We start from the raw sequence: 18169 nt of genomic DNA, 5'->3' as shown, positions 1-18169 counted from the left end.
ATGACCTTACCTGGAGGGGTGCGTGAAACGGAACTGGGAGGCCCTGGTCCTCAAGGCCATGGGAGGCCGGGACTTTCGGTTGACCGTGCTGGGCACCGAGTCGATCGACGGCCACTATCAACGGCTCCTCCTGGACGGTGGAGGGCTGCTGGAAGCGTGCGGGGTGCACCCCACGATGTGGATCCGGCTGTGGTTCGACAACGACGGCCGGGCACACCAGCGCGCGTACACACTGGTGGACCCCGACCCGTCCACCGGCCGGTTCACCCTCGAATTCGCCCTCCACGACGGCTGCGCCGCCCGCTGGGCCACCACCGCCCAGGTTGGCGACACCATCAGCGCAACCGTCCAGGGCAGCGCGTTCGACCTGCCCGACCCGGCGCCCGAGCATCTCTACCTCGTCGGCGACGCGGCCTCCCTGCCCGCGGTGAACAGCCTGCTCGACGCCAGCGCCGACATCCCGGCGACGGTCTGGCTGGAGTACGCGCACGACGGCGAGAAGGCTCTCGCGCTGCGGGCCCGGGCACACCACGACGTCACCTGGGTGCCTCGGCGCGACGCGGGTCAACACCTCGTCGACACGGTCTGCGCGGCCCTGCCGAGCAGCGGCGCGGGGCACTACTGGGTGGCCTGCGAGGCGGCCACCACCCGTGGCATCACCCGACACATCCGGCGAACCCTGGGCGTCGACAAGGACCGGGTGACCTCCCTCGGCTACTGGAAAGCCGCATGAAGGGTCGGCTCGGCACCCTGACCGCGCTGTACGTCACGCAGTACCTCGGCGTCGGTTTCATCACCGTCGGGCTGACCGCCATCCTGCGCGACGGCGGCACCTCGCTGGACACGCTGGCCCTGTTGCAGATCGTCGGCCTGATCTGGCCCATCAAGTTCCTCTGGGCGCCGATCCTCGACCGGTACGGCTCGCAACACCGCGGCCACTACCGGTCCTGGTTGCTCGTGCTCCAGAGCGCCCTGGTGCTCGCGCTGCTGGCACTGCTGCCGTTCACCGACCCGGCCGACGCGCTCGGCCCGATCGTCGCGATCTGCGCCGCGTACGTCTTCTTCTCCGCCACGCAGGACATCGCCGTGGACGCCGTCGCGGTCCGGATGCTGGCCGAGTCGAGCCGGGGGACCGGTAACGGGATCCAGGTGGCCGCGAGCTACCTCGGCAACCTGCTCGGCGGCGGTGCCTGCGTCCTGGTCTACGACCAGTTCGGCTGGGCGGCGGCGATCGGCCTGCTGACCGCGATGACGGCGGTCGGTCTGCTGGTGGTGTTGCGGTTCCGGGAACCTCCGCGCACCGATCGGGTGGCGAAGGTCGGCACGGCCTACCGGGCGCTGCTGTCGGTGTTCGGCCAGCCCGGCTGCCGCTTGTGGACGTTCGGCGTGGTGCCGCTCGTCTACGTCGGGGCGGGGATGGCGTACGCCCTGGTGACGCCGGCCCTGGTCGACGCGGGATGGTCGCTGGGTCGGATCGGCGTCGTCACCGGAGTGGTGACCAGCGTCCCGGCCATCGTGGCGGGTCTGGTGGCCGGGCTCGGCATCGGGCGGTTCGGGCGCGGCGGTGTGCTCGTGGTCGGCGGCGTTGCCCTCACGGTGTCGACGCTGCTGCTGTTGCCGTTGATGAACGGCCGCGCGCCGCTGGGCGGGACGGTCGCCGCGCTCTGCTGCTTCATGGTGGCCTACACCGTCGCCAACGTGGTGCTCTACACGGTCAACATGGACTACTCGCGACCCGACACCGGGGGCACCGACTTCACCGTCCTGTCGTCGTTCGGCCTGGTCTGCTCGTTCGTGGCCGCGTCCATCGGTCTCGCGGCCGCCGACGGGGTCGGCTATCCGCCGGTCGCGATCGCGGCCATCGTGTTGGTGGCCGCGGGTGTCGTCCTCGGCCTCGCCCACCAGCGGCGATTCCCCCGCAGGCCCGGTCCCGTCGTCGACGCGGCGGCGGAGCACTCCACGGTGGATGGCGTGAAGGCCGTGGCGTGACCGCTGTTCGGCCGGCCAGCGACACCACCGCGTTGGCCAGCAACACCACCGCGCTGGAGAGCGACGCCACCGAGCCGGCCAGCGACACCACGGCCTCGGCGCCACTGCCGCAGCGGTGGCTGATCCTGGCCGTGCTCTGCGTCGCGCAGCTCGTGGTGGTGCTGGACAACACCGTACTGACCGTGGCGGTGCCGGTACTCACCACCGAGTTGGGCGCCAGCACCGCCGACGTGCAATGGATGATCAACGCGTACGCGTTGGTGCTCTCCGGGTTGCTGCTGACCGCCGGCAGCGCCGCCGACCGGTACGGCCGCCGTCGGATGCTGCTGGTCGGGCTGGTCCTGTTCGGGATCGGCTCGCTGGCCGCAGGGCTCGCCAGCACCAGCGGGCAGCTGATCGCGGCCCGGGCGGGGATGGGCATCGGGGGCGCTCTGCTCGTCACCTCGACGCTCGCGGTCGCGATGCAGGTCTTCGACGCCGCCGAGCGGTCCCGGGCGATCGGCATCTGGGCGGCAACCAGCGCGCTGGGCTTCGCCGCCGGGCCACCGATCGGCGGCACCATCCTCGCGCATCTGCCGTGGGGCGCGATCTTCCTGGTGAACGTGCCCGCCGTGCTGGTCTGCCTGTTCGTCGCTCGCGCGCTGATACCCGAGTCCCGTGACCCGGCCGGTGGCCGCCTGGACGTGGTGGGCGCGGCGCTCTCCACCGCCGGCCTGACCGCGGTCGTCTGGGCGATCATCTCCGGGCCGGAGCACGGCTGGACGTCGGCCCCGGTGCTCGGCGCGGCGGCGCTCGGCGTACTCCTGCTCGGGCTCTTCGTCCGCTGGGAGCGGCGGATCCCGCACCCCATGCTGGACATGCACTTCTTCCAGGACCGGCGTTTCGTCGGCGCGATCTCCGGGGTCGTGCTGATCACGTTCGGTGCCACCGGCGCGTTGTTCCTGCTCACTCAGCATCTGCAGTTCGTCCGCGGTTATCCGGCGTGGGAGGCCGGCCTGCGGATGGCGCCCTTCGCACTGTCCATCGTGCTGCTCAACGTCAGCGGTGTGGTCGCGCTCGTGATCCGCCGGCTCGGTCTGGCCGCCGCCATCGCCATCGGGATGACGCTGCTCGCGGGCGGTCTCGCGGTGATCACCCTCGTCCCGTCCGACGGGTACGGGGTGCTGCTGGTTGGGCTGCTGGTGATGGGTGTCGGGTGCGCGTTGGCCAACCCGGCCATCGTCGAGGCCGTGATGAGCGCCATCCCGGCGCAGAAGGCCGGCGCGGGCGCGGGTGTCGACGGCACCATGACCGAGGTGGGCAGCAGCCTCGGCATCGCGGTGCTGGGGGCCGTGCTGAACGCCCGGTTCGCCGCCCTGCTGCCGGCGGCCCTGGCCGGCGCCGGATCGTTTCCCGCAGCCTTCGCCGCCGCCCGCGACGGTGCCGAGCGGGAGGCCGTCACTGTCGCCTTCGCCTCGGCGCTGGAGACGGGACAGTTGGCGGGCGCCGCGGCGGTGCTGATCGGTGGGCTGGTCGCCGCCGGCCTGCTGCACCGGGCAGAACGCCCCAAAACCGCCCAATAAGGGTAGGCTACCCTAATCACGACATCGTCGTAGTCGACGGAGGCGGTATGCGGCTGTACCTGACCGCGCTCAACCCCACCGACGCCGTGCTGGAGGGGTTCCTCCCCGCGGCGGCGTCGCTCGGGCTGTCGGTCACCGTGCTGACCGACCGGCCCGCGGAGTGGCCGGCGGGCGTGCCGGTGGCGCGCTGTGCGGTCCGGGACCCGGCCGCGGTGGTCGCGGCGACGGCAGCGACCCGACCGGTGGCGCTACTGTCCAACAGCGACCATCTTCAGGAGGCCACCGCGATCGCCGCACGGAAGCTCGGCCTGCCCGGCAAGGATCCCGACGCCGCCCGTCTCTGCAAGGACAAGGCCGCGGCCCGCCGGGTGATCGCGGCTGCCGGCCTCGATCTGGTACGCACGATCACCGTCGACCCGGGTGCCGCACCGCAGGTGCCGGACGGGATGTTCCCCGCCGTGGTCAAGCCCCGCGAGGGCGTGGCCAGCGAGGACGCGTACCTGGTGGTCGACCGTGCCGAGCTGGTCGACCGGATCGCCGAGATCCGTGGCCGTAGGCCGGACGTGGCCCTGGTGGTGGAGGAATACCTCGCCGGCGAGCTGCGGACCTTCGAGACCCTCGGCGACGGCGCGGCGCTGGCCTCCCTCGGCGGCTGGCGTACCGGCCTCGGGCCGCCACCGACCTTCACCGAGGAGAGCCTCGCCTGGTCGCCGCCGGCGGAGCAGGAGAGCACCCAGCTCCGGGCGCGGCTCGACGCGCTCGGGGTCGGCTTCGGCGCCTGCCACACCGAGTACGTCATCTCCGACGGCAGGGTCCGGCTGATCGAGGTGAACTACCGTCTCATCGGTGACCGGATGGACCTGATCCTCTCCGAACTGCTCGGCGTGCCGCTGTTCGAGCACGTCATCCGGCTGCACCTCGGCGAGCCGCTGGCCGCCCTCGACCTGCCGGCCACGATCGACCGGTACGCGGAGGTCGAGTACGTCTGCGCGGACCGATCCGGCCGCCTCGTCGCCGCACCCGGCCGACTGGACACCGTCGACGGCGTAGTCCGGCTGGGCTGCCATCCGTTGCGGGAGGTGGGCCGCGCCGCCGAGCACACCGGGACGAACCGCGACTACCTCGCCGTGCTGCACGCCGTGGGCCCCGACCAGGGTGCCGTCCGGCGGTCGCTGGACGCCTTCCGCGCAGACCTCCAGTGGACCATCGTCGAGTGAGCGACGACTGCGAGCGGGAGGTGTTCGCCCGGGTGCTCGACGCTCTGCTGCGTGAGGATCACCTCGGTCTGCTCAGCACCGGCCGACCCGACGGGCCCGGCTGGTGGCAGGCGCCGCACCACGCCGGCCTGCTGCGCATCCCGGTCCGGGCGGACGGGTTCCAGCAGGCCCTGCGCAGTGCCGCACCGATGGTGTTGGTCCACAGCGGCGGCGACACCCACCGCACGGACACGGTGGAAGGCCTGCTCAGGTTGCTCGCCCCGCAGGGCAACGCCGAGGCCGAGGCCGGCTGGCGGGCCTTCGGCGTCGAGTGCGCCGCCGACCTGCGCGCGCGGCGGCTCGCGGCCCGACACCGCTCGCGGGTGTTCGCCGAGGTGGCCGCCGAACGCGCCAGCACGCCGACGGGTCTGCCGGCGGCGCTCCTGGACGATGTGCTCGCCGCCCACCACGGTCACCCGGTCTACCCCACCGACCGGTGCCGGCACGGTCTCGGTGACGACGACCTGCTCCGGTACGCCCCGGAGCACGCCCCGCGTTTCGCGCTGCGCTGGTACACCGTCCCCACCGGGGACGTCCAGCTCACCGGCGAACTCCCGTCCTGGTGGCCGCGCGCACGACAGTCGGACCAGCTGTTGCTGCCGGCGCACCCGATCACCGCCGAGCACGACGCGATACCGGTCACGAAACTGCCGGCGATCACCGTACGGCCCACCCTCTCCATGCGGACGGTGGCGTTCGACCACGACCCGTACCTGCACCTCAAGCTGCCGCTGCCGACCGCGAGCCTCGGTGCCCGCAACCGCCGTACGCTGCGCCCCGGCTCGCTGGCCGACGGTGCGGCCGTCGCCGCGCTGCTCGACCGGATCGCCAACGCCGAGTCCACCTTCGCCGGACGGGTCCGACACGTCGACGAGAGCACCTGGGCGCACGTCGGCGGCGACGAGCGGCGCAGCTTCCTGCTGCGCCGGTTCCCGGGTGACCTGGCCGGCGTCCACGTGGTGCCGGTCGCGGCCCTCGCCGCACCCGACCCGGTCGCAGCAACGGTCCTCGAACGGATCAGCCCCGAGCGGCCCGAGGTGCTGCTGGAGTCCTATCTGGACCTGCTGCTCGACTGGCACGTCTTCCTCTGGCTGCGCCACGGGATCGCGCTGGAGGCGCACCCGCAGAACATCCACCTGCTGGTGCACCCCGACGGCACGGTCGGCCTGCTCTACAAGGACAACGACGGGGCTCGCCTCGACCCGCGGCACGGCGGCCCGGGTGGGCTCGCCCTCGACGACGACCGGATGTGGGCGCGCGACCCGCAGGAGCTGGCGGACGTGTTCATCACCATCACCCTGCACCTGGCCGCCACCGCACCCCTGGTCGCGCTGGCGGCGCGAGGGCTGCCCGTGCCGTCACCGGCCGAGGCGCTGGCACCCCGGCTCGCCGCCGCCCGCGACCGGTGGGGTGACGGACCGGCGGCGCGGACCTTCACCGAGCGGGTCCTGCGGGCCGCCCACCTGCCCATCAAGGCGATGCTCACCGCCGGCACCCTGCTGCCCAAACAGCGGCTGGGCTGCGCCGACATCAACAAGTACTACCTGCGTACCGGCCCGAACTACCTCCGGGAGACACGATGACGAGCGCCCAGTTGCGCTCCCGCCCGGCCACCGAGACCGGTCAGCTCGCCGACCTGGCCACCGCCCACGCCGTCTTCGGTTGCCTGGTCCGCGAACTCACGCCGCCCGACGGCGGCCCGACAGTGGTCGACGGTGCCGCGCACCTGCTGCTGCGGCACCTCGACGTGACGGTGCGCTGCGGGGTCGCGCGACACTCACCGCTCGGGGCGCACCGATACGCCGGCCCGGTGCAGCAGCGCACCGACAGCGGACGGTGGGTCGACCTGGACGCGGACGGGCTGGCCAGCCTGGTCGCGGCCGAACTCACCACCCGCACCGGCCTGGCCAACGACGAGTTCGTCGAGCAGGTCCAGGCCAGCCGGGACACCGTGGCCCGGCTGCTGGCCGAGCGGCCGGCCGAGAACCCGACGCCCACCGGCGAGCCGGCCATCGACGCGTACGTCGACTCCGAACAGTCACTGGTCTTCGGCCACCCGCACCACCCCACCCCGAAGTGGCGCAGCGGTGACCCGGAGAGCTGGCGGGCGTACGCCCCGGAGCTGCGTACGTCGTTCCGGCTGCACTGGCTCGCCGTACCCGACGACCTGGCCGCCGGCGCCGGGCCGTTCGACGCGCTCCTGGCCGCCCTCGACCCGCCCCGGCCCCCGCGTGGGCACCGCGTCCTGCCGGTGCACCCCTGGCAGCTGTCCCTGATCCCGCCGACGCATCCCCGGTTGCGAGACCTGGGGGAGGCCGGCGTGCCGGTGCGGCCGACGGCGAGCGTCCGCACCCTCTACGCCCCGGCGGCCGACCTGTTCGTCAAGACCAGCCTGCACGTACGGATCACCAACTGCCTGCGTAAGAACGCCCGCTACGAGCTGACCGGCGCGGTGGCCCTGACCGACCTGCTGGCGCGGGTGCCGATGCCGGACGGCGTCGGGCTGCTCACCGAACCCGCCTACCGGACTGTCGACGTCCCCGGCCCGGACGAGGCGTACGGGACGATCCTGCGCAGCGGCCTGCGCCCGCACCTGCGTCCGGGGGACACGCCGATGCTGGCGGCGGCGCTGGCCGCCACGCCGCTGGTGACCCCCGACCCGGTGGCCTGGTGGCGGGCGTACGTCGGGCTGCTGGTGCCGGCGGTGCTGCGCTCCTGGCTCAGCCACGGCGTCGTGCACGAGGCGCACCTGCAGAACGTGGTCGTCGTGCTCGACCGCGACCGCCGCCCGGTACACATGCTGCTGCGCGACCTGGAGGGCGTCAAACTCGACGCCGAGGTGTGGACGACCTGGCCGGACGGCGTCCCCGCGCAGGTCCGCTACGGTCGGGGGGACGCCCGCCGTCGCATCGTCTACTGCCTGTTCGTCAATCACCTCGGCGGCATCTGCGGTGCACTCGCCGACGCGCGACCGGGGATCGAGCGGCGGCTCTGGCAGGAGTTGCGGGCCGTCGTCGAGGCGGTCGCCGCCGACCTGGACGACCCGCCCGAGCTGCGCGCGCTGCTCAACGGTGAGCCGCTGCTGGCGAAGGCGAACCTGCTGGTCCGGTGGCGACGCGACGCCGACCGGGCGGCCCCTTTCGTGTCGGTGCCCAACCCGCTGGGCGGGCCACGGTGACCCGACCCGTCTACGTCCACGACCTCGACGCGCTGGCCACGCAGGCCCGATCCATCCGGGCGGCGCTGCCCCGGCAGGTGGAGCTGCTCTACGCGGTCAAGGCCAACCCGGACCCCGGTGTGCTGCGTACCCTCGCCCCGGTCGTCGACGGATTCGAGGCCGCGAGCCGTGGCGAGCTGCGCAGACTGGCCGAGGTGCTGCCGGGGCAGGTGCCCGCCGCGTACGCCGGGCCGGGCAAGACCGACGCGGACCTCGCCGCCGCCCTCGCCGCCGGGGTGCGCCGCATCCACGTCGAGTCGCCCGCCGAGCTTCGGCGACTCGGCGCGCTGGCCACCGCCTCGGGCACCTCGGCCCCGGTGCTGCTGCGGGTGAACCTGCCGGTCGACGCGCCCGGCGCGAGCCTGGTCATGGGCGGTGGGCCCAGCCCGTTCGGCATGGACCCGGCCGACGCGGTCGAGTGCGCCCGCCGACCGCCCGCCGGCATCGACGTACGCGGAATCCACGCCCACCTGGCCAGCGGGCTGGACGCCTCCCTCGCCGGCGCGGTCGCCACCGCCGTGGTCGAGTGGACGGTCAGCGAGGTCGGTGCCGGCGAGGTCGACGTCGGCGGGGGCATGGCCGTCGACTACACCGACCCGGAGGCGCGCTTCGACTGGGCGGGCTACGGGCGGGCACTGGCCGACGTCCTCGACGCGTACCCGGGGGTGCGGCTGCGCATCGAGCCGGGCCGGTCGGTCACCGCCCACTGCGGGGCGTACCTCACCGAGGTCATCGACGTGAAGCGCTCCTACGGCGAGTGGTTCGTGGTGGTGGCCGGGGGCACCCACCACCTGCGTACCCCGGCGGCGAAGGGGCACGCGCAGCCCTTCCACGTACACCGGCGGCGTGGCCTCGACGGCCCGCACACCGACGGGGGGCCGGTCACCGTGGTCGGGCAGCTCTGCACCCCGAAGGACGTGCTGTCCTCCTCGGCCACCGCCGGGCCGATCGGCGTGGGTGACGTGCTGGCCTTCGCCATGGCCGGGGCGTACGCCTGGAACATCAGCCATCGCGACTTCCTGCTGCACGAGCCCCCGCTGTTCCGAACCGGTGACCCGCAGGAGGTGGCCGCCGAGTGGGCGGCCCGACCGCTCGGAACATGACGTCCGGGGGCCGGACCAGCTCGGCATGTTATCGATAACATGCTATGTTTCACCCGGGAGTGAAGGGCACGCTCCCGGTCACCGCAACCAGTCTGCGCAGACGTGCCGCCGCACGTCCCTCCCGCCGGCTCCCAGGTCGGTGACCCGTCCGGGCACCCCAGTCGATGCCAGGCGACCGCAGTCGTCGCCGGCCGACACGGCCCTACGGCAAGGAGCCCACCCAATGCGGAAACGAAGGTTTCTCCTCCCCTCCATCACGGCCGCGGTGCTTCTCCTCGCGGCCACCGCCGGCGGCGCACTGAGCGGCGGCTTCGGTGCGACAGCGGTCGCCGCCACCAACGGCGCGCTCGCGGCCACCGCCGGCTGCGGCAAGGCCCCCACGCTGACCAGCGGGACGCGCACGATCCAGAGCAGCGGACAGAGCCGCACCTACAACCTGAGGATCCCGGACGGGTACGACCGGAACCACCCCTACCGACTGGTCTTCGGCTTCCACTGGTTGAACGGCTCGGCCAACAACGTCACCTCGGCCGGTTACTACGGGCTCCAACCGCTGTCGAACAACAGCACGATCTTCGTCGCGCCGCAGGGCCTCAACGCCGGCTGGGCCAACACCAACGGCCGGGACCTGACCCTCTTCGACGACATCTCCCGCCAGATCGAGAACGACCTCTGCGTCGACACCACCCAGCGCTTCGCCCTGGGCTGGAGCTACGGCGGGGCCATGAGCTACGCGGTGGCCTGCGCCCGACCCACCGTCATCCGCGCGGTCACCGTCCTGTCGGGCGCCAACCTCAGCGGATGCAACGGCGGCACCCAGCCCGTCGCGTACTTCGGCATCCACGGCACCTTCGACAGCGTGCTGAACATCTCGCAGGGCCGGCAACTGCGCGACACGTTCGTCCGCAACAACGGCTGCACCGCGCAGAGCCCGCGTGAGCCGAGCCGGGGCAGCCTCACCCACATCACCACCGCGTACTCCGGATGTCGAGCCGGATACCCGGTGCAGTGGGCGGCGTTCGATGGTGACCACACCCCCAGCCCCGTCGACGGGTCCGGCAGCCCGAACGACTCCCGGACGTGGACCTCGGGTGAGATCTGGCGGTTCTTCAGTCAGTTCGAGTCGACCACCCCGCCCACGACCCCGCCTCCGACCACCCCGCCGCCGACGACCCCGCCGCCCACCGGGGAGCCGGGCGACTGCGCCGCCACCTACCGGGCGGTCAACAGTTGGCCCGGTGGCTTCCAGGGCGAGGTGACCGTGGCCAACCCCACGGCCACGACCCTCAACGGTTGGACCGTGGGCCTGACCCTGGCCGGCGGCCAGGCCATCAGCAGCCTGTGGGGTGGCGCCAACACGGGCACCACCGGCAGCGTCACCGTGCGGAACGCCGCCTACAACGGCACGGTGGGCGCCAACGCGTCGACCACGTTCGGGTTCACCGCCACCGGCGACGGCGCCACCCCACCCGGCAACGTCACCTGCACCAGTCCCTGACCAGGGCAGCAGCAGGGCCCGGAGCCAGTTGGCTCCGGGCCCTGTGTCGTCCGTTGACGTCGGTCGTCAGCCGTTGTTGTCGATCAGGCTGGCGATCTCGTTGTAGATCAGGTGGGCCTTCGCGCCCTGGTTCGACGGGCAACCGCCGAGGTGGTGCAGCGCGATCACCCGGTGGCTGGCGTTCAGCACCGGCGAGCCCGAGTTGCCGCCGGAGGTGTCACAGCTGTAGCTGATGTTCCAGGTGTTGTAGTTCGCGCTCCGCACCGTGCACGTCGCGCCGTTCTGGGTGTCCTCGTAGATCGACAGTCGCTTCGGGCTTCCGTCGCCGTGGCCCGGGACGTACATCCGGGTGCCGTTGGTGGTGGCGGTCGTCGCCAGGTACAGGGTGCCGAACGACTGGATGTTGGCGAAGTTGTTCACCGAGTACAGGGTGTAGTCCAGCTGGTTGGAGCCGCCGCTGCTCACCTTGTAGAGGGTGGCGCCGCTGACCTTGGTGCCGGCCCCCGGGTTCGAGCCGCCACAGGTGGCGCACTGGTAGTTGAACTGCATCTCGCTGCCGCTGACGGCGGACTGCGTCGAGAAGCAGTGCTTGTTCGTCAACATGCGGTTGGTGTTGCCGACCCGCCAGGTGGTGCACAGCCCGCCACCGCTGATCAGCAGTCGCGCCACCGCCCTGCCCCTGGCGTACTCGTTGGGGTGGCTGCTCTGGTAGCAGACCGCATCGCGGCGGGCGTCGGTGCTACAGACGGACTGCGTGGTGAAGTTGTGCTGCTTGATCTCGGTGGCGTCGTAGCCGCGCCAGAACCGGTCGATGGTCGCGGCGCTGGTGCGGGAGGACCGGGTGCTGTGCACCGTCACCACCGCGGTGTCACCGTCCACCGACATCGCCCAGAAGCCCGGCTGGCCGTCGGTGGTGTAGTCCGCGCCGGTCGCCCGGCTCAGGTGGCGGTCGTACCGGTAGCTCTCCCGACCGTCGGGGCTCGACACGGTCACGTACTCGCCGTCGGCAAGGCGCAACGAGCTGAAGTGCACCTTGACGTACGACGCGCCGGGGTGCCGGATGATCTGCGTGGCGCCCTCCTTGGCGTGTGACAGCGAGCCGTCGATGGTCCGGAGTTCGCCGACCGTGGTGACGCCCTCGGCCGAGAACTGGTCCGATTCGGGGGCCCGCTGGGATTGCGGTGCGAGGGGTTGGACCGAGTACGCCTCGGCAGCCGGTACCGACAGCAAGCTCAGCCCGAGTGTGCCGGCGCCGAGCGCGACGGCCACCGTTCGTAGGCGGCGCAGGGCATGTTTCATCGTCGCTCCTCCCGAGGAACCAGCACCGAGACGTGCTTGCAGCCTTCATACCGGATAGTGAGAAGACATGCAAGATTATCTATCTTTTGACTGGTCTCCGGAGCGGAACCGACACGGGGCCGGTGACCGGCGGTCAGCCGCTGGTCAGGGGGTGGTCCCGCACCGGCGTCACCGGGTCGGCGGTAGCCGGTCGCGGGAGGGGACGGTGCCCGTCGCCGCGGTTGAGCCGGAAGTCCCCGAGGGCGCCGGACGTGGCGAGGAGGTAGGTGACGCACGGCGCGGGGTCACGCAGGATGAACGCGACCCCGGCGGTCACCGCGACGTGCTGAGCCTCCAACAGCGCACCCACTCCGTGCGCGCTGAAGAACCGCACCCCGGAGAGATCCACCGCGACAACCGGCGGCGACGAGTGGCAGGCGCACGCCACCAACTCGGTGAGCAGGTGCGCGTTGCTCATGTCGATCTCACCGGCGACGGTGACCAGCTTCGCCGGACCGGCACAGGTCAGGGCCAACGACATGATCGGATCACCGAGCCGTTCCGGCCCTCGACCCGACCGACGGCCCCCGCGCTCACCAGATGTGTCGATCCCCGACATGACGCCTCCGCTCCTCATCGGCGGGCCGCCCGCCGCGGCACGAGCTGCCACGCGGGAGGCTGGAGGGCGCACGTCTTGACCCGTGACGCTTCCTACCCCGAGGACGCCTACTCACGCCTGGAGACGGTGTGATCAGAGACGCTCCGGCCGGGATTGACCCCTGTTGAGCTGGGCATCAGTCAGTCGGCGACGACGAGCGCCTGGGGCGCGGCGGCCTTCATCCGCGTACGCAGCCACTTGAGCTGGAGGGCGGTCTGTCCCTCGCAGCGCCGCACGACCGCCAGCAGGTCCTCGTCGCGGACCCCGTACGCGGCCTGACCGACGACGGTCCAGGCGATGTCGCACTCGGCCGCCATCAGGTACAGGTCCTGCAGGTCCCGTAGCAGGCCGATACCGCCGGTCCGGGTGCCGGAGAACAACTGCGAGTGCAGCCGGTCGGGCTCGTCGGGCGCGTCCTCGGCGTAGCGGGCGGCGAACGGTTGGAGCTGTTCGGCGTACGCGTCGCAGAGCTTCGCCTGCCGCTGGCACAGGTGGCGGATGTCGGGCTCCTCGGCATGCGCGTCGGCGACCTGCCGGAACGCGTCGGCCAGGTTGACCTGCGCACGGTGCAGGAGGCCGAGGTAGTGGGCGAGGTGCACAGCTCACTCCTTCCCGCTGGTGGCCTCGGCGGCCGGCCCGCCGACGGTCGGTGGCACGTGGGCGTCCGCGGGTGGCGCGCTGCCACCGACCGTCGGCGCCGGAGCGGGTACGCCCCGCCCGTCGGCGAGTTTCGCCACCGCGACGGCGGCGACCTTGAACAGGGGTTGCTTGGAGACCGGATCCCACGCGGTGATGGTCAGCTCGTTCGCCGCTCGCGGAGTGCGGTCGCCCGGGTCCTGGTCGAAGTACCCGTAGTGGAACGGCACGAAGACGACACCCGGACGGATGCCGCAGAGCCGGGCGCGGGCCTGGATGGCGCCGCGCGCGGACGAGACGGCGACCAGGTCGCCCTCGGCGATGTCGAGTCGGGCGGCGTCGTCCGGGTTGAGTTCCACCCACACGTCCGGGGCCGCCTGGTTGAGCTGCGGGGCGCGGCCGGTCTTGGTCCGGGTGTGGAACTGGTAGACGGTACGACCCGTGGTGAGCAGCATCGGGCGGTCGTCGTCGGGCACCTCGGGTGAGGGCTGGTAGTCGACGGTGAGCAGGAACGCCCTTCCGCGCGGCTCCTTGGCGCGGTACTCCGACTCGGTGAACTCGGCACCGGTGGCCAGGTCGTTGCCGTACGTCTCGCAGTAGTCGGGGTCGGTGTTGAAGGTCCCGTCGGTGTAGAGGCGCTCGGTGCCGTCGGGATGCTCCTCGGTGCAGGGCCACTGGATGCCCGAGCCGCCGCCGCGAAGCCTCTCGTAGGTGATGCCGGTGTAGTCGCAGGGTCTGCCGCGGCTGCACTCCTTCCACGCCTCGAACGCCTCCTCCGGCCCGGTCCACGGGATCAGCGGCTGGCCGTCGCGGTCGCGGAAGTCCATCCGGCGGGCGTAGTCGAGGAAGATGTCGAGGTCCGTACGCGCCTCGCCGGGTGGGTCGACCGCCTTGTCGGAGATGTGCACCGTCCGGTCGACGCTGGTGAACGTGCCGGTCTTCTCCGCCCAGGTGGCGGCGGGCAGCACCACGTCCGCCAGTTCGGCGGTCTCGGTGCGGAAGAGATCCTGCACCACCACGAACAGGTCGGGCCTGGCCAGCATCCGCCGGATCCGGGCCAGGTCCGGCAACGACACCGCCGGGTTGGTGGCGGTGATCCAGAGCAGCTTGATCGAGCCCTGCTCGGCGTACCGGAAGATCTGCATCGCGTGCGTCGGCGGCGCCCAGTGCGGGATCATGTCGACGTCGACGTTCCACAGCCGCGCCAGTTCCTCGATGTGCTTGGTGTTGTCCCAGTTGCGCAGGCCGGGCAGGTCGCCGTCGGCGCCGGTCTCCCGGGTGTTCTGCGCGGTGGGCTGGCCGTTCATCTGATAGATGCCCGCCCCCGGCCGGCCGATCATGCCGCGGATCAGGTGCAGGTTGTTGACGCCGCAGGCGGCGGCGGTGGCCTGGTTGGACTGGTAGAAGCCCTGCAACACGGTCGACAGCAGCCGCTGCGACGAGCCGAGCAGCTCGGCAGCGCGCTCCACGTCGGCCGCCGGCACGTCGCAGATCTCGGCGACCCGTCGCGGGGGGTAGCCGTCGATGACCCGGCACAGCTCGTCGAAGCCCAGGGTGTGCGCGTCGACGTAGTCGCGGTCGTACCAGCCCCGCCGGACGATCTCCCGCAGCAGGCCGTTCACCAGGGCCATGTTGGTGCCGTTGCGGACCGCGAGGTGCAGGTCGGCCTCCCGGGCGACCGGGGTGGCGCGTGGGTCCACCGCCAGCATCGCCGGCGGATTCGGCCCACGCCGGCGGTCCAGCATCCGCATCCACAGCACCGTCTGCGTCTCCGCCACGTTGTGCCCCCACAGCGCGATCGCGTCGCAGTGGTCCACATCCGTGTACGACCCGGGCTGCCCGTCGGTGCCGAAGCTCGCCTTCATCGCCGCCGCGGCGGTGGCCGTGCAGAGCCGGGTGTTTCCGTCCATGTGGGGTGTGCCGAGGCCGGCCTTGCCGATCAGGCCGAGGGTGTAGTACTCCTCAAGGAAGAGTTGGCCGCTGGTGTAGAAGCCGAAGTGCCCCCAACCCCCCGGCCCGTCGAGCAGTTCCCTCGACCGGGCCACCACGCGGCCCATCGCGGTGTCCCAGTCCGTCTCGACCAGGCGGTCCCCGTCGCGGACCAGCGGCCGGGTCAACCGGTCCGGGCTGTGGTTGGCCTGCCAGCCGTAGAGGTCCTTGGGGTCGAGCCGGCCCCGGTTGATCCGGTCCACGGCGCGCCCGCGCACGCCCACGATCCGTCCGTCGGCGACCCCGATGTCCATGGCGTCGCCGTTGGAGTGCAGCACCGACGCGGACTGCACCCACCGGTCCACGTCGGCATCCCCCCGGCCGTCGGCCAGATACCGATCCACCCGCACCGGCCACTCCTGCCCCGGCCCGTACGGGGTTCGCTCACCCCACGGGTCGGCGATTCGGTCCACCACGACGCACTCCTCTCGACTACCGCTCGGGTGCTGCCCACACCGGCATCGGCCGGCCGGACACCCACCCGTACAACCAGTCGACGACGGTGACCAGCACCACCGCGCCGGCCGCGACGAGCAACTGCGTCGGGGTACGCAGCAGACCCAGACTCACGATCAGCGTCGTCGCCCCGGCCGGGGCGTGGGATGCCCTCAGCAGCATCAACACCAGCACGGTCACCGCCAGCGAGCCGGCCACCGCGACGATCCGCGGCCCACTCACCCCCTCCTGCAGCGCGGAGGGTTCGTCGGCGAGCCCGCAGACCACCAGGAACAGGTACCCGGCCAGCAGGGCGACCGCGTGCCCGATGAACGTGTTGCGCGGTGAGGCCTCCGGCGATCTCGGCTTCTCCACGTGCAACATCACGGCCGGTCCCAGACTGGGAAACAGCCACGGTTGGTGCGTGACGAGGGCGATCAGCCCGGCGATCACCACCGCCAGCGCGCTGCCCACGAAGGCGTGCGCCGACTGCCTGGCCAGGCCCACTGGCTTTCCCCCTAGTCTCGGTCGCCGCCCGTCACCGGTTCGGCGATTCGCCCCTCAGCACCCCGAACGGGACACCTGCCCGCCGTCACTGCGGGTCGTCGAAGCCCTCGCTGGCCCGCTCGCGGCGCAGGTGAGCCAGCGCCCGCCGACTCAGGTCGGTGTCCTCCCGCCCGAGCGCCTGGTACATCGTGGCGACCTTCTCGTACGGCTGCGCGGGCGGCAGCAACGGGATCGCGGGATCCACGATCGCCTCGATCAGCGTCGGACGGTCCGCCGACAGGGCCCGGTCCCAGGCGGCGTCGACCTCGGCGGGGGTGGTGACCCGCACGCCGTGCAGACCCAGCAGCTCGGCCCACTTCGCGTACGGGGCGTCCGGCAGTCGCTGCGAGTCGACGAAGCGCGGGTCGCCCTCCATCTCCCGTTGCTCCCAGCTCACCTCCGCCAGGTCGCGGTTGTGCAGCACCAGCACCACGAAGCGCGGGTCCGCCCAGTCCTGCCAGCGATGCGCCACAGTGAGCAGTTCGGCCAGCCCGTTCATCTGCATGGCACCGTCACCGGCGAGGGCCACCACCGGGCGGTGCGGTGCGGCGAGTTTCGCGGCCAACCCGTACGGCAGCGCCGAGCCCATCGAGGCCAGGGTGCTCGACAGGTGCGCGTCGACACCGACGGGCAGCCGCAGGTGCCGCGCGTACCAGTAGGTCACCGACCCGACGTCCACCGACACCTGCGCGTCCGCGGGCAGCCGGTCGCTGAGCGCGTGCAGGGCGTACTGCGGGTTGAGAGGCTCGGCCTCGGCGGTGGCCCGCTGCCGGGCGATGTCCCGCCAGCGGGTCACCTCGGCCTCGACACGCTGCCGCCAGCTCCGATCCGGTACGGGCGTGAGCAGCGGCCGGAGAGCCCGTATCGTCTCGGCTGCGTCACCCAGCAGCGGCACCTCCACCGGGTAGCGCATGCCCAGACGCCGGCCGTCGATGTCGATCTGCACAGCCCGGGCCTGCCCCGGCGCGGGGTAGAACTCCGACCAGGGGTCGTTGCTGCCGACGATCAGCAGCGTGTCGCACTCGCCCATCAGGAAACTGCTGGCGGTGCTGCCCAGGTGACCCATCACGCCGGTGTGGAACGGCAGCGCCTCGTCCAGCACCGGCTTGCCGAGCAGCGACACGGTCAATCCCGCGCCGAGTGCCTCGGCCAGCTCGACCACCTCGCCGGCGGCGGCGCGGGCACCCTGACCCACCAGGATCGCCACCCGCTGTCCGGCGTTGAGCAGATCCGCGGCGGCCCGCAGATCATCGGCGCGGGGCCGCAGCTCCGGCACGGGCATCCCGGGGTTGGTCACCATGATCCCGTGCTGCTGGGCACCGAGGTCGGGAGCGGGCGCGGTCTGCACGTCGTGCGGCAGGATCACGCAGGTCGGGCTCCGGGTCGCCAGGGCGGTACGGATCGCCCGGTCCAGCAGCATCGGCAACTGCTCCGCGGTGTACGCGGTCTGGACGAACTGTGCGCAGACGTCGCCGAAGAGGCGTACCAGGTCGATCTCCTGCTGGTAGCCGCTGCCCAGCACCGACGTCACCTGCTGGCCGACCAGGGCGACCACCGGTTGGGAGTCCAGGCGGGCGTCGTAGAGACCGTTGAGCAGATGCACCGCCCCGGGCCCCTGCGTCGACAGGCACACACCCAGACCGCCGGTGTACTTCGCGTGACCGCACGCCATGAACGCGGCCGTCTCCTCGTGTCGAGCCTGCACGAACTCCGGTCGCCCGGCCCGTCGGAGCGCGCCCATCACCCCGTCGATGCCGTCACCCGAATAGCCGAAGACCCGGTCCACACCCCAGTCCGCCAAGCGGGACACCACCAGGTCCGACACCGTCGCGTCCGCCACCGCCGTCTCCCTCGCCTCGATTGCCCCTCCACCAGGGCCGTACCCCGAGCTGCCGCGCCAAACCGGACGGACGCCATCTCGTCGCGTAGCCCGCATCCGGTCCCGCCGCGGGTCCGATCCTGGTGATCGAACCCGGGCGGGACCGGATGCCCCTACCTGTTC

The 18169-nt window shown here is 72.0% G+C and carries 14 protein-coding genes; 8 read left to right on the top strand and 6 right to left on the bottom strand.

What is annotated here, in order from left to right:
- Positions 1–22 precede the first annotated feature (22 nt).
- The 8 genes from LADH09A_RS18075 to LADH09A_RS18040 all read left to right on the top strand — a co-directional run bounded on the left by LADH09A_RS18075 (position 23) and on the right by LADH09A_RS18040 (position 10625).
- Positions 23–733 carry a siderophore-interacting protein gene (locus LADH09A_RS18075; RefSeq protein ID WP_238646596.1) on the top strand — a complete coding sequence of 237 codons (711 nt, stop codon included), beginning with the start codon at positions 23–25 and terminating at the stop codon, positions 731–733.
- On the top strand, positions 730–1989 hold the full coding sequence (locus LADH09A_RS18070; protein ID WP_238646594.1) for an MFS transporter: 1260 nt from the start codon (positions 730–732) through the stop codon (positions 1987–1989). Before LADH09A_RS18075 ends, LADH09A_RS18070 begins: the two co-directional genes overlap by 4 nt.
- Before the next feature lie 53 nt (positions 1990–2042).
- Positions 2043–3551, top strand: a complete 1509-nt coding sequence (locus LADH09A_RS18065) for an MFS transporter (protein ID WP_238646658.1) — start codon at positions 2043–2045, stop codon at positions 3549–3551.
- 47 nt (positions 3552–3598) lie between these two features.
- Positions 3599–4768 carry an ATP-grasp domain-containing protein gene (locus LADH09A_RS18060; RefSeq protein WP_238646592.1) on the top strand — a complete coding sequence of 390 codons (1170 nt, stop codon included), beginning with the start codon at positions 3599–3601 and terminating at the stop codon, positions 4766–4768.
- The gene (locus LADH09A_RS18055) at positions 4765–6390 is read left to right on the top strand and encodes an IucA/IucC family protein (protein WP_238646590.1); all 1626 of its coding nucleotides are present in this window, start codon (positions 4765–4767) and stop codon (positions 6388–6390) included. The genes LADH09A_RS18060 and LADH09A_RS18055 overlap by 4 nt, the downstream gene beginning before the upstream one ends.
- Positions 6387–7985, top strand: coding sequence for an IucA/IucC family protein (locus tag LADH09A_RS18050; protein WP_238646588.1), 1599 nt, complete (start codon positions 6387–6389; stop codon positions 7983–7985). Before LADH09A_RS18055 ends, LADH09A_RS18050 begins: the two co-directional genes overlap by 4 nt.
- The gene (locus LADH09A_RS18045; RefSeq protein WP_238646585.1) at positions 7982–9127 is read left to right on the top strand and encodes an alanine racemase; all 1146 of its coding nucleotides are present in this window, start codon (positions 7982–7984) and stop codon (positions 9125–9127) included. The genes LADH09A_RS18050 and LADH09A_RS18045 overlap by 4 nt, the downstream gene beginning before the upstream one ends.
- A gap of 223 nt (positions 9128–9350) precedes the next feature.
- The gene (locus LADH09A_RS18040; protein ID WP_238646583.1) at positions 9351–10625 is read left to right on the top strand and encodes a cellulose binding domain-containing protein; all 1275 of its coding nucleotides are present in this window, start codon (positions 9351–9353) and stop codon (positions 10623–10625) included.
- Between the two features lie 66 nt (positions 10626–10691).
- On the opposite strand, the gene LADH09A_RS18035 is transcribed toward LADH09A_RS18040, so the two are convergent.
- The 6 genes from LADH09A_RS18035 to LADH09A_RS18010 all read right to left on the bottom strand — a co-directional run bounded on the left by LADH09A_RS18035 (position 10692) and on the right by LADH09A_RS18010 (position 18007).
- Positions 10692–11924, bottom strand: coding sequence for a trypsin-like serine peptidase (locus LADH09A_RS18035; RefSeq protein WP_238646581.1), 1233 nt, complete (start codon positions 11922–11924; stop codon positions 10692–10694).
- Between the two features lie 133 nt (positions 11925–12057).
- Complete coding sequence (locus tag LADH09A_RS18030) at positions 12058–12444, bottom strand: STAS domain-containing protein (protein ID WP_238646579.1); 387 nt, start codon at positions 12442–12444, stop codon at positions 12058–12060.
- Positions 12445–12701: 257 nt separating this feature from the next.
- Entirely contained in the window at positions 12702–13160 is a 459-nt protein-coding gene (locus LADH09A_RS18025) for a ferritin family protein (protein ID WP_238646577.1), read from the bottom strand.
- 3 nt (positions 13161–13163) lie between these two features.
- Positions 13164–15602 carry a molybdopterin oxidoreductase family protein gene (locus LADH09A_RS18020; protein ID WP_238646575.1) on the bottom strand — a complete coding sequence of 813 codons (2439 nt, stop codon included), beginning with the start codon at positions 15600–15602 and terminating at the stop codon, positions 13164–13166.
- 16 nt (positions 15603–15618) lie between these two features.
- Positions 15619–16128: an HPP family protein gene (locus LADH09A_RS18015; protein WP_238646574.1), complete on the bottom strand. Its 510-nt coding sequence runs from the start codon at positions 16126–16128 to the stop codon at positions 15619–15621.
- Positions 16129–16213: 85 nt separating this feature from the next.
- Positions 16214–18007, bottom strand: coding sequence for a thiamine pyrophosphate-requiring protein (locus LADH09A_RS18010; protein ID WP_238646572.1), 1794 nt, complete (start codon positions 18005–18007; stop codon positions 16214–16216).
- Positions 18008–18169 lie beyond the last annotated feature (162 nt).

Source organism: Micromonospora cabrerizensis (assembly GCF_022230955.1).
GTDB lineage: Bacteria > Actinomycetota > Actinomycetes > Mycobacteriales > Micromonosporaceae > Micromonospora > Micromonospora cabrerizensis.
The sequence above is the reverse complement of the archived record's forward strand: the minus strand, read 5'-3'. Positions and strand labels throughout refer to the sequence as shown.